Origin of the sequence: Sphingobacterium sp. 18053 (assembly GCF_902706145.1) — a bacterium.
Lineage (GTDB): Bacteria > Bacteroidota > Bacteroidia > Sphingobacteriales > Sphingobacteriaceae > Sphingobacterium > Sphingobacterium paramultivorum.
The window spans coordinates 723,588-736,662 of record NZ_CACSJW010000002.1 but is presented as its reverse complement, the minus strand read 5'-3'; the positions used below and the strand labels follow the sequence as shown (position 1 = coordinate 736,662).

The window sequence follows — 13,075 nt, the reverse complement described above, 5'->3', positions numbered from 1 at the left end:
TTTTTGTACTATGACACATTTAATGCAACAGGATTTATGAGAGGACTGGTAACTAAATCGACAGGTAGTTGGTATCAAGTTTTGGGTGAAGATGAAAAAAGATACGATTGTCGTATCAAAGGAAAGTTTCGTACCAAAGGAATAAAAACGACTAATCCTGTTGCTGTGGGTGATTGGGTACATTTTGATGTGGAACCTGATCAGGAAAGTGCGGTCATTCACGAACTCGAACCTCGTCGAAATTATATCATTCGAAAATCCGTCAATCTGTCCAAGCAAACTCAAATTATCGGAGCAAACCTGGATCAGGCTTTTTTAGTGGTGACACTTGCCTCGCCACCAACTTCTTTAGGTTTTATCGATCGCTTTCTAGTAACAACAGAGGCGTACGGAATTCCTGCCGTAATTATTTTCAATAAATTGGATCTTTTTAGTGATGAAGGATTGGAGATATTGGCAGACTATAAAGCTATTTATGAACATATTGGTTACCCCTGTTTCGAGGTTTCTGCGTTAACCGGTACAAATATCGACGTTGTCAAGCAACTGCTTAAAGATAAAATAACCTTGGTATCAGGCCATTCTGGGGTTGGTAAATCAACATTAATCAATGCAATCGTTCCTGAATACGGGTTGAAAACTGGTGAAATCTCCGATTGGTCCGACAAAGGAAAGCATACAACTACTTTTGCTGAAATGTTCGATCTTCCTTTTGGAGGTAAGCTAATTGATACGCCTGGTATTCGTGAGTTGGGAATTGTCGATATAGAAAAACAGGAGCTATCTCATTTTTTTCCAGAAATGCGCGCGTTGATGAATCAATGTCGATTTCATAATTGCCGGCATATCAATGAACCCGGTTGTGTCATTATGGAGGCTGTGGAAGAAGGTTCTATTGAGAGTTCGCGCTACGATAGCTACCTCAGTATATATCATAATGAGGATAGTAGATCTTAATCTATATAAATCTTAATCTTTATAAAAAAATAGCGCCTTCTTACATCAGGAAGGCGCTATTTTTTTGTAAAGCGAGGAAGGAAGAAGCCCTTAATGTATCGCTTGTGTCAAGTTTAAAAAGTCGCGAAGATAGGTACATTCTTTCGAAGCGATGGTAAAGAATGGTGTATCTTTATATTGCGTGCTCAATTCTTTGAAATACTTATTCTGCATTGAGAAACGGTAAAAAGGATTTTTCAAGGGTGAATCATAATACTGCCAACGCGATTCATTGGTATAAACAAAATCTTTTTGTTCACATTTGGCAAGCATAAAGGTACATTTCGCTTTGAACTCTTTGTCTGTGCTCAGCGTACGCGCTTTGCTGTACCATTCTTTTGCTGATTTTGTCTGTAGATAATTTCGTTGCCAGTGAAGTGTCGAAGCTGCGTGGTTGTCTGTGGACGACCAGTCATAGGACACCAGGGACCAAGCATTTCCATAGGTGCTTGTCTGATAGATACCTGTGGCCATTTGGAAATAATACTCGGCTTTTTTCTGGTTGTTCTTTTCCGTTTTTATAGCATTTTCCAAGCGTGCCATGCGTTCAGCATATTTTAGCTTAGTGGTGGACTCTTTACCATATTTTTTTGGGTAATCATTTATAGTAACAATAAATGGATTCGGTGTAATATCGCTTTCATCCGCATCGTACCAGTTTTTAATTTCTTTTATTTTATGGTCTTTAGGAAGTCCCGCTAAAGTTTTTGCTGCTTTTTGGAAATCCAGTTCGCGCAGGTAGGTTGTACCCAGTAATTCTGTGAGATAATCTTTGTTGAAATGTTTGATATCCTTCAATAAGAATTTAGATAGGGTATTCTGTTGGGAATTGTCCGACAGTAAATTTCTTATTTTTAACAGCGTTTTAGGTGTAAGGCTATTTTCCCAGAAGTGCATTGTTGTCCACTGCATATTATCTTCCAGTGAGTCTTTCACAAAGCCATAGTTGTAAAAGGCATCCGCCTTTACAGCAGCTAAACTAGCCATAGCGGTATCTTGTGTACTTAAGTAGTGTTTTACGACAAGATTTTGTAGAATATTCCGGCAGATTAAACTATAGTTGCTATATTCAAAAGCACTATATCCCCAATTTTGTTTGCGGATATCTTCTTTACCATCAAGTTTTGCTTTTTCTTCTAACCAAGATAGCGTTTTGGTCAATTGAACTTCATCTAGTTGCTTACTGCTTTGCCAGTCAGTTAATTGCGTGAGCAATCGGGTAATTTGAAGCTGATCAATTAATTTTGGACTGAGGTCAGTCTCTTTTATTTCGGAAAGGTATTCTTTTGCTAACGTATTTTCCTTATTCATCCAGCTTAGGTAGGCAGCAGTAATAAGGCCTAATTGGGGTTGAATATATTTTTTGTCGCGATAAAGTTTTAGGGCAAAATTGCGGAGAGAATCCAGATGTAGTTTAACCTTTCCTTTATCGTCATTTTTACTGTAGTAATTATAATTATCGCTACTGAGGTAAAAAGACTCGTTCATTTCTGTTTCTATCTTATTGACTTCGCGTCCCAATAGTACGGCATTTACGGTATTGGCCGGATCGAACTGATAGCAGTCGATCAGATATTTCAGGGCATAGTCACTTGTGCCAAAGCCTATTATAGCATTGATATTGAATCGATCTGCATCATTTTTTGCATATTGAAATATCTCGGCATCGCTGGCTGTGATATAATGGAAATTAGTATACGCTAGGATGCGCCTTTCTGGACTGGCAGTGAATAATTTGGAAAAGAGATAAGCTGCCTTTGCTGCATCGCCATTTTTGCGTACAGCGCCAGCGTAGTTGGATAGTGCCCAATTGAGGATGGCTTCATCTCCCTTAGCCGGTTGCAGGTACTTTTCATAGATTGTCATGCTCTTGGCGTATTCCTGTCCAAATAGATATAAGCGGGCGGCTTGATAAGCATAACGGATATAGAGAAAGCTATTTTTGGGGTACTTCGTGATCTGCTGTTCGGCGAGCTCAGCAAATTGAGTAATTTCTTTGAAATTTCGGGTATCCGGATCCCAATAGTTATGTTGAATATTCGTGATAGGTTCCTGCTTTTTGGTGAACATAAAATAAGCACGTTCAGCTTCATGTTTTCCGTCAATCAACGTGCTTAGGAACGTATTTCCCCTAATGGAATCGGGAAGGTTTGTCCAAGCCGACTTTTGTTGATTGCTTGCTAAATTAGCAGTTGCATCGTTGCTATTGTACATCAATTGTTCGATATCCTTAACCTTGACCTGTGAACCTAAGTGTTTAGCCCAGGTTTCGGCATTGATTAAACTTTCTTTGACTGGAGCTTCTTCCGTATAAAGAAATTGGTATGGGATAAATTGAAAGGCAGAAAATCCATTGTCCTCCAGATTGGGGAGATAATATGTCGTTTGATTGTCGTAAGGATCCATTTCAGGACCACAGGCGATATTGGTTGCGATCTCCCCAAAGAAGAAAGCTAATGTCGTGCTAGAAAGCAGCAATAATTTTTTGTAATTCGGCATTGCCATGGTTTGCTAGTGTAGCTTGATCTAAATGATAAAAAATAATCCGGTGTTCTTTTCCTTTCAGCTCTCCCTTCAAAAATTTTGCCGTTTGTAAGAGTTCCTCCTGATTTATGGATTCAAAACGTATAACATCTCCCTTTTTAAGGTTTGCTTTTGGGAGATCTTTCGTTAAAATATAGAGGTTCGTATTGGGATTATGGGTAAACAATGACGAGTCTTTGAGATCTTCTTCATTGATATGTTTTGAAATACCGATGTAATTATTATTTCTGAAAACGACAAACCACTGAAATAGCGGTAATGCAATATCCATTTCCATGGGATAGTTGCGTAATGTTCCGCTTAGATAGGTCTTGAGGTCCTGTTGATTTAAAATGGAGTTCTGATTGCCAAATTGTCTGAGATTTCCCATGTTGTAACACATTAACATTGCTTTTTTCACAGGTGGAATTCCACTGGTGACTGTGTTTTTGACCTGGTGTAGCCGCAGAGTAGAGCTTACGACAACATCTTTTAAGGCTGGCAATTGTTGTAAATAGGTGAGCAGGTAGAAAAATTTATCACGGGATGTCTTTGTCCAATCGCAGTCCAGTTGAAGTTCGGTAAATTTTTCCTTTCCTGCTTGTTGTATTTTAGCCGTCACAAACGGAACAATTTTATTTGCCAGTCCTCTGATCTGCAGGCTATCCATTTCTACAAAAATACGTTGGTTGACAAATACTACAGGAATCAACTGCTGTTCTTTGGGGACAGGTTGCGAAAACGTAATGGGGCTAATAGGGACGGCTTGTACACCAGATGGATCGAAATCAATATCCATGATGCGGACATAGATAGATTTCGCGTCAATTTCCTTTAAAGAGCGGCTTTCTACGGTGTCTAACTGAAATACTGTCTTCCAAAAATAGAAGCCTGTTTCATGCTTTGTTTTGGTGCAGGAACTTAAAAAAAGTAGAGAGAGCGGTACAAGAAATAAAAATAGTTGTGTTTTACGCAGCATATTCACTTTATTTAGTCGTTATTCAAACAAAATGGGCTTAATTTTGTTTGTTATTCAATAAAATAAAGACGAAATTACAAAGAGATTGTGACTTTATGAAGCCTATTTTCAAATGGATCCTTGGTATTGTAGCGTTTATCCTATTGGCATTGGCTGGAGGTATTTGGTATTTTAGCAATAAGTGGAAGCCTCTTTTAGATACTAAAATCAAACAGCTGGTGTCTCAAGCAACGGACAATTTGTATACTATTAAATACGACGATATCCACGTCAACCTATTATTAGGGAATATAACAATAGATAATCTGCATCTCGTGTCAGATAGTTCCATCTATAAAAAGTTGGAGCTGGTCAAGAAAGCACCAGATAACCGCTTCGAAATTTCCATCAATAGGTTGAAAATAAAAAGCTTTGGTATTCGGAGGGTATTGATGGATAAGGAACTTTTTCTGAATGATATCACCGTCGAAAGACCAACGATTCATGTCATTAATGAGGTACACCGTTATAATGATACGGTGAGTCGGGGACCTAAAAAACCACTGTATGAGAAAATAAAGGACAATCTGAAAAAAATTCAGGTGCGGGCTGTCAATTTGAATGACATTGATTTTAAATATACGCAAGTCCAAAAAGGAGTTTATCAAGATTTCGAGGTCAAGAAGGTCAAAGTCCGGATAGATGATGTTTTGATCGATTCGACTTCTGAGCACGACAGACAGCGCTTCTATCATACGAAAATGATTGATATTGAGGTGCCCGGTTTTACCTATAAAACTCCGGATGGGTTTTATAAAGTAAACTTCGATCAGTTGAAAATCAATAGTAAAAACCGCAATGTCCTGTTGACTAAAGTTGCTTATCAGCCGACGCTGAATAAGGCGGCTTATTACCGGAAGAAAGGAGAGGGTGGAAGCTATATGGTGCTGAAAATGGACACACTTCTTTTGACGGGATTCAATTTTGCCGAGCTTTCCCGGGATAAGAAAATATACGCACAAAATGCACGCTTAAAAAATGGTTCACTTTCGATTTACAGTGATAAGCATTATAAAAGCCCTCCAACCAGTCAGATTGGAAATGCTCCGCATATGAAATTAATGCAAATGTCGACACGCCTGGGAATTGATTCATTGATTTTAGATAATATTGGAATTGCGTATTCTGAAATGAGTGATGAGTATAGTCAAATCGGAACCATTACTTTTGATCACACTTATGGGACAATATTAAATGTGACAAATGATTCGACAAAATTGCTTAAGCAGAAGCTAATGCGTGCAAATTTGAGTAGCAATTTTATGAATGCTGGTAAGCTTTCTACCAACTTTGTGTTTGATATGACCTCTAAAGTTGGAGCCTACACCTATAAGGGCACACTTGGGAAAATGGATCTAACAGTCGTTAATAAAATGATTCGTCCATTGTTAAATGTTGAGGTAAAATCGGGCAATCTCAGTCAGATTACATTTGACATTTGGGCTAACGATTACCGTAGTAAAGGAACCTTTAAAATGGATTATGACGACCTCAAAGTTAATATCCTGTCAGAGGCAGGTGATGATGGTCGTCGAGAAAAGAAAGGGCTGCTGTCTTTTATGATTAATCAGGTTTTGTTTAATCCGGGCAATCCGGATTTATACGGTAAATATACGGTGGGGCATATTAACAAGCGTCGGGATCCCAATCATCCGTTTTTTAAAGCGATGTGGCAGACTTTGTTGGTTGGAATCAAACAATGTGTCGGTCTTGGTCCAGAACGGGAGGCTAAACTGATGAATACGGCTGGAAAAGTTGAAAAAGTCGTTGGGGGAATCAGCAAAGCCAAGAAAATGATTTCAAGTATATTTAAGAAACACAAAACTCCTGAGGAGTTGCTGAAGGAAGAAAAGGAAGATGAGGCCAAAGAGGCGGCAAAGATTGAAGAGAAGCGGAAGCGTGACCGTGAAAAAGCTGAAAAGGAACTCGAGAAAGAAGGAACGGGAAATTGAGGGTCCGTTTCACGTGGAAAGGTTACCGGTTGATGCTGTAGCCCTTATTTTTTATAAATACTCATTGTCGGCTTCGTTAGCGCGCCAAAAAATACAACGGAGATAGATTTGCATTTATTGACAGATTTATCTTAGTTTGAGACATTATGATAGATTCGATTTTAAGTTTTATCCGATTTGTTTTCAAATATAAAAATGGGCTTGTAGACAAAATCATGTTCTATGTGAGCATGATTTGCGCTGCAATCGTTATTTTCAATGTGGGCTATGTCACTGATCCTGCATTGGGAAAATTGCTGGGTAAAACAATTCATTATCTTTTCTTTGTCCTCTTTTTCATGATTGCTCTCCGCGAGTCATCTTCCATTTACGCACTCAAAAAAATTGCTGTTGAGCATTACGCGGGCTTAGTTATCCTCATTTACTTTGTATTTATTCTTATTGCCCGTTTTGCAGGATTTGGAGCGCTTTCTGTTTTTTCAAGAGAACAGTGGGTTTATCTAGGAATCTATCTTATTTTTATCGCGGAGCTATCGAAAAGCACGCTTTTCTTTGACAATTTTTATTTTAATCCGACAATATTATTTGTCATCAGTTTCCTGGTTCTTATCTTGCTCGGGACCGTACTCTTGATGCTGCCCCGTACCACGGTAGAAGCTCCATTAAGTTTTGTGGACGCCTTATTTATGGCAACTAGTGCTGTTTGTATCACTGGCTTGTCGGTTGCCGATATTTCAACCAATTTTAGCATGTTCGGACAAACTGTGGTCATTGTCCTGATACAGGTAGGCGGATTGGGCATTATGACCTTTACAGGTTTTTTTGGCTATTTTTTCTCCGGGGGATTTTCTTTTAAGAACCAATTGATGTTTGGTGAAATTCTAGGTGAAAATAAAGTTGCCTCTGTCATTAAAACCCTATTGACCATGATATTTATTACGCTGCTGTTTGAGTTTCTTGGTGCTATACTGATCTTTAGTACCCTAGAAAGTGCTAATTTTCCAAATTTAGGGAGCATGGTTTTCTTTTCGATCTTTCATTCTATTTCTTCATTCTGTAATGCTGGATTTTCGATCTTATCTGGGGGAATTACCAATGAAGCCTATAAATTCAATTACCCATTCCAATTGGCGTTATCGTCGCTCTTCATTCTTGGCGGTTTGGGTTTTGGAATTGTATTGAATTTCTACACCTATATTAAAGAATCCATATTGCTTTATTATCACCGATGGATCACAAAGAAAAACTATAAGCATAAAGCATGGAGCTTTAGCTTTAATTCTAAATTGGTGCTGATTTGTAACGCGATTATTATTGTAGGTGCAACTTTGTTTTTCTACTTTTTGGAGCGAGGGAACACACTTTCTCTTGAGCGGGGAATCGATGGTGAATGGGCGACTTCCTTCTTTATGGCCAATGCAGCGCGTTCGGCAGGATACAATAGTGTTGATTTGAGTTTTGTCGGGCCACCGACTGTTTTTTTGATTATGCTTCTGATGTGGGTCGGGGCTTCTCCCGGATCTACTGGTGGGGGAGTAAAGGTAACTACCGTTGCTGTTTCACTGTTGAATATTGTTTCTCTGGCTAAGGGAAAAGAATATATTGAGATTTTTAAAAGGAGGATAGCCGGCGAGTCTGTTAACAAAGCGTTTGCTATTATTCTGTTGTCGCTATTCGTCGTTGGGTTCAGTTTTTTTGTGCTCATTTTTACAGATCCCGATAAGAGTATGAAAGCACTCCTCTTTGAATCACTATCAGCCTATACAACATGTGGGTTAAGTTTGGGGATTACACCATCACTCAGTATGGGCGGAAAATTGATTATTGCCTTAACAATGCTCGTCGGACGTGTGGGCATGCTGACTCTGCTGGTCGCTTTTATTAAAAATACAACACGGAGAAATATTGTATTTCCGGAAGAAAAGATCTTGTTTTAGGTACATAGAAGGGTGTTTTGATTAACTCTTGAAGGCCTTATCAGAGAAATATAAGTATATAAATCGAAAGAGAGCTTGGAAATAAAAGTAAATTTATTTTAGTTTGAGATATGAAGTATATTGTTTTAGGATTGGGGCATTTTGGACGTTCTTTAGGAATACATCTTACTGAGCTCGGACATGAGGTGATTGGTGCCGACCGAAATCTCAGCATCGTTGAACAGCTAAAGGACAAGATAACACATACGGTATGCCTAGACACAACCGACCGAGAGGCGGTTTCTTCATTACCACTGAAAGATGCGCATGCTGTCATTGTTGCTATTGGAGAAGATGAAGGAGCTTCGCTTATGACCGTGGCCCTCTTAAAACAGTTGAAGGTCAAACGTATCATTGGCCGTATCGTTTCAGATTTACAAAAGACTGTTTTGGAGGCAATGGAAATCAATGAATATATTATGCCCGAAGAAGAAGCTGCTGAGCGATTGGCGATGCGCTTGGACAATATTGATATTGTCGATTCGTTTAAGGTTTCGGATAAATATTCCATTGTGGAGACTAAAGTGCCTGCTCGTTATGTGGGCATGACATTACGTGAAGCGAACCTGACCAATTTATACAAGGTTATCGTGTTGACCACTGTGAAGATCACAGAAACGAAGAAGGACGGTGTGACCAAAGAACAAAAGGAAGCCTCTGGAATTGCTGCCTCGGAAACGATCATGGAAGAAGGCGATATTTTGGTTGTTTTTGGGGAGTTATCCAATATTAATAAGTTAATTCAAAAAGGAGAATAAAATATGTTATTGACAACAACTGGTACTATTGAGGGGCACCAAATTGAACGTTATTTGGGGATAGTCTCTTCCGAAGTGGTTCTGGGAGCGAATGCAATCAAGGATATGATGGCGGGTTTTCGTGATTTTTTTGGCGGAAGATCCAATTCTTATGAACGTGCATTCCAGGAAACCCGTGAGGCAGCGCTACGTGAACTTGAAGACCGCGCTCGCGCTTTAGGGGCTGATGCTGTCGTTGGGGTTCGACTGGACTTTCAAACCGTAGGAACAGGGGGTATGATGATGGTAGGCGCAACGGGAACGGCCGTAAAAATGAGATCTTAATTACCTAAAGCCCTAAATAACATTAGGGCTTTTTTAGTGCTTAAAAGACGTGACATGGATCGATCGTATTTAATACCTATTATAAACTTTCTGTTAACAGCAATCTGAGCGATAATTATAATTGTATATAAAAACAAATTTATCTAAGTTTGGCTTTTAAGACTTTTAAACAACCTAAGAAGGTAAATGAAATCATCGAGTTTTATCAAACCGCGTGTAATGTGTTCATAAATACAACGAAAGGCAAGTTATGAATGAACGATTATTTGGTAAATTGAATAAATTAGATATATTCATCACCTTTAAATGACAAATTTATACGGATGAAAAATTGGTTTAAGGCGAATTCGGCACATTTGATCGTTATTGCGATATTCATTGCGCTCGTATTTTTTTATTTTACCCCTGTTTGGCAAGGAAAAACGCTTGCGCAGTCGGATGTGGTACAAGCGCAGGCGGCACAGAAGGAATTATTTGATTTTAAGGCAAAGGATGGTAAAGCGCCCTTATGGACTAACTCTATGTTTGGCGGGATGCCGACTTATCAAATTTGGCAAGAAAATGAGAATAACATTGGTACTTATTTCTTAAAAGCGGTTAAGTTCGCCTTTCCGAGCCCAATGGATACGGTGCTGTTTTATTTGTTGGGTGCTTATTTCCTTTTTAGTGTCTTAAGGATCAAACCCTGGCTGGCAGCAATTGGTGCAATAGCCATTGCGTTTACATCCTATAATTTTATTTATATTGAAGCTGGGCATATAACAAGGGCTAATGCAATTGCATTTATTCCACCCGTTATTGCTGCGGTCATTATGTGTTATCGGGGAAGTAAATTGTGGGGCCCTGTATTATTGGCTCTGTTTCTTTCGCTGGAGATTCGTGTAAATCACTTGCAAACAACCTATTACCTGTTGATAGTCCTGATGGTATACGTGATTTTCACTTTCGTAGATGCAATTAAACAAAAACAATTAAAAGGTTTTTTTATTGCTTCGGGTAGGCAGATTATCGCAGTGGTCATCGCTTTGATGGTAAATGCATCAATTTTATTACCAACTTGGGAATATAGTAAATTAAGTACGCGTGGACATGCCAATATCACGAAGGTTGATAACAACAACACCAAAGAGAAAGGGCTTGATAAAGAATATGCCTATGAGTGGAGCCAAGGGATTGGTGAAACCATTACCTTTTTGATTCCAAATGCATATGGTGGTTCAACTGGCGGACAATTGGACGAAAAATCACATGTCGCTAAATTCCTAATGGAACGAGGAGGTGCGTCGGAGATTCAAGCTGGTCAGATGGCTCAAGGCATGCCAACCTATTGGGGCGATAAACGTTTTACTTCGGGACCATGGTATTTTGGGGCCGGTGTTTTTTTCCTATTTGTTTTAGGCCTTTTTATTGTCAAAGATCGGATCAAGTGGTGGATTTTGGCAACAACCATTTTAGCATTGCTTTTGTCATTTGGAAAAAACTTTACACTTGTATCAGATCTGTTCTTTGACTATTTCCCAATGTACAATAAGTTTAGGGCTGTTGAATCCATTCTTGTTGTGGTTTCCATTACAGTACCTATGATGGCAATTTTGGCTGTCAACGAGCTTTTGACACGGGCGAAGGAGATTCCACACTTAGATAAAAAAGTGCTGTATACTTTTATTGGTGTCGGCGGCGTCTGTCTTCTTATTGGCGTGATGCCCGATCTCTTTTTAAGTTTTAGGAATGCTGAGCATAGCAATTTAGTAGCAACGTTTGAGCACCAGATAGGCGACAAGGCCTTTGCGACGGAGTTGGCAAATCAATTGGTCTTAGATCGCAAAGATATTGCGAGTAAAGATGCCTATCGTTCCTTTGTCATCGTTCTATTAACTTTTGGATTTGTTTGGGTCTTTTTAAAGAAGAAACTGAGCGAAGGTGTATTACTGGGGACATTGCTGGTCTTATTCTTGTTTGACTTATGGAGCATAGATAAACGCTCTTTGAATGATAAATCTTTTATGGAAAAAGGAGCTACTGCACAGCAAGTATTCCAACAACGTGAAGTGGATCAATTGATCTTAATGGATAAAGATCCAAGCTACCGCGTACTAGACTTGACTTCGGACCCGTTTTCGGATGCCCGTCCATCCTACTTCCATAAATCTCTAGGTGGATACCATGCTGCAAAATTAATGCGCTTCCAGGAAATTCTGGAAAATCAATTTAATGGTGCGCTCAATGAAGATGTGTTGGATATGTTTAATGTGCGTTATCTGATTACAACAGATCCTCAAAATCAATCACAGCGTATTGTGCGGAGAAGTACCGCGGCAGGAAATGCCTGGTTTGTGGATCGGGTAAGTTTTGTGAAAGGAAATGCCGAGGAGATGCAGGCTATCAGCTCGTTTGATCCGCATAAAGAAGCTTTTGTCAACCAGCAATATCAAAATGAAGTAAAAGCGAAGACTTCGAATGCGTCGACATCAGGCGAGATTAAACTGACATCATACCACCCGGATAAAATGCAATATGAATATACAGCGGCTAGTGATGCATTTGCGGTATTTTCTGAAGTATTTTATGATAAAGGTTGGAAAGCCTATGTGGATGGAAAGGAAACGCCAATTATTCGTGCCGACTATATCCTAAGAGCATTACAGTTGCCAGCAGGTACACATAAGGTAGAATTTATCTTTGATCCTGAATCGCACAAAATGGGTAATTTATTGACATTAATCTCGTCTATTGTTCTTGTACTGGGAATAGGAGCGGCGATATATTTCTCCTTTAGAGGGAATAAAAAAGAAACAGCGGCTTAAAGCTGTTTCTTTTCGAAGCATTTTAGAGCTTTAGAATAATTTGAGCTGCGGATCGGTTATTCTAAAGCTCTTTCTATGATGTGGAGTGGAGCCGTGTGCCAATACGGCTGTTCTGTGCTTAACTGTAGGATACCCTTTGTTGTTGAGCCAGTCGTAATCGGGATAATCCAAGGCGATGTTATCCATGTATTCATCCCGGTAAGTTTTAGCCAGAATCGAAGCTGCGGCAATCGATAGATATTTCCCGTCGCCCTTGATGATACATGTATGTGGTATTTGCTGATATGGAATAAACTTGTTCCCGTCAACAATAATATACTCGGCTTTGGTCTTTAAGAGATCAAGTGCCTTGTGCATCGCTAGGTAGCTCGCCTTGTGGATATTTATGCGATCTATTTCTTCTGCTGAGACGCTCGCAACGGCATAAGCAAGGGCTTCGCGCTCAATGATGGGGCGTAAAGCCATCCTCTTTTTTTCACTAAGTTGTTTGGAGTCATTAAGAAGTTCGTGATGGTAGTCTGTCGGGAAAATCACTGCTGCAGCGAAAACTGGCCCTGCCAGACAACCTCTTCCCGCTTCGTCACAGCCGGCCTCTATCCACTGCTCCTGATAATATGATAATAGCATGTTCAGTTCTTTAAAATAGCCGAAAATACAAATAAATTTAGAGTTATCTATTGTAACTTCTGTGTGAATATCGACCGTTTACATTAATTAACACTAA

General features: G+C 39.3%; 9 protein-coding genes. 6 read left to right on the top strand and 3 right to left on the bottom strand.

Annotated features, from left to right (window positions below):
* Positions 1-36: 36 nt before the first annotated feature.
* Positions 37-957, top strand: coding sequence for a ribosome small subunit-dependent GTPase A (gene rsgA, locus GVK91_RS06970; RefSeq protein WP_153844524.1), 921 nt, complete (start codon positions 37-39; stop codon positions 955-957).
* A gap of 90 nt (positions 958-1,047) precedes the next feature.
* Here rsgA and GVK91_RS06965 read toward each other — a convergent pair whose 3' ends face one another.
* Both GVK91_RS06965 and GVK91_RS06960 read right to left on the bottom strand, forming a co-directional pair.
* Positions 1,048-3,501, bottom strand: coding sequence for a hypothetical protein (locus GVK91_RS06965; RefSeq protein WP_159727576.1), 2,454 nt, complete (start codon positions 3,499-3,501; stop codon positions 1,048-1,050).
* Positions 3,461-4,498 (bottom strand): hypothetical protein, encoded by a 1,038-nt coding sequence (locus GVK91_RS06960; protein ID WP_153844522.1) that lies wholly within the window; start codon positions 4,496-4,498, stop codon positions 3,461-3,463. Before GVK91_RS06960 ends, GVK91_RS06965 begins: the two co-directional genes overlap by 41 nt.
* A gap of 95 nt (positions 4,499-4,593) precedes the next feature.
* On the opposite strand from GVK91_RS06960, the gene GVK91_RS06955 reads away from it, so the two are divergent.
* The 5 genes from GVK91_RS06955 to GVK91_RS06935 all read left to right on the top strand — a co-directional run bounded on the left by GVK91_RS06955 (position 4,594) and on the right by GVK91_RS06935 (position 12,351).
* Entirely contained in the window at positions 4,594-6,489 is a 1,896-nt protein-coding gene (locus tag GVK91_RS06955; protein ID WP_182330597.1) for a hypothetical protein, read from the top strand.
* Positions 6,490-6,635: 146 nt separating this feature from the next.
* Positions 6,636-8,426, top strand: coding sequence for a TrkH family potassium uptake protein (locus GVK91_RS06950; RefSeq protein WP_227550074.1), 1,791 nt, complete (start codon positions 6,636-6,638; stop codon positions 8,424-8,426).
* A gap of 110 nt (positions 8,427-8,536) precedes the next feature.
* Positions 8,537-9,223, top strand: a complete 687-nt coding sequence (locus GVK91_RS06945; protein WP_153844521.1) for a TrkA family potassium uptake protein — start codon at positions 8,537-8,539, stop codon at positions 9,221-9,223.
* A gap of 3 nt (positions 9,224-9,226) precedes the next feature.
* Positions 9,227-9,547: a YbjQ family protein gene (locus GVK91_RS06940; RefSeq protein WP_046673052.1), complete on the top strand. Its 321-nt coding sequence runs from the start codon at positions 9,227-9,229 to the stop codon at positions 9,545-9,547.
* Between the two features lie 323 nt (positions 9,548-9,870).
* Complete coding sequence (locus GVK91_RS06935; RefSeq protein WP_153844520.1) at positions 9,871-12,351, top strand: YfhO family protein; 2,481 nt, start codon at positions 9,871-9,873, stop codon at positions 12,349-12,351.
* 30 nt (positions 12,352-12,381) lie between these two features.
* Here the strand turns inward: GVK91_RS06935 and GVK91_RS06930 are convergent, their stop codons facing one another.
* Positions 12,382-12,978, bottom strand: a complete 597-nt coding sequence (locus GVK91_RS06930) for a ribonuclease HII (protein WP_153844519.1) — start codon at positions 12,976-12,978, stop codon at positions 12,382-12,384.
* Between the last annotated feature and the right edge of the window lie 97 nt (positions 12,979-13,075).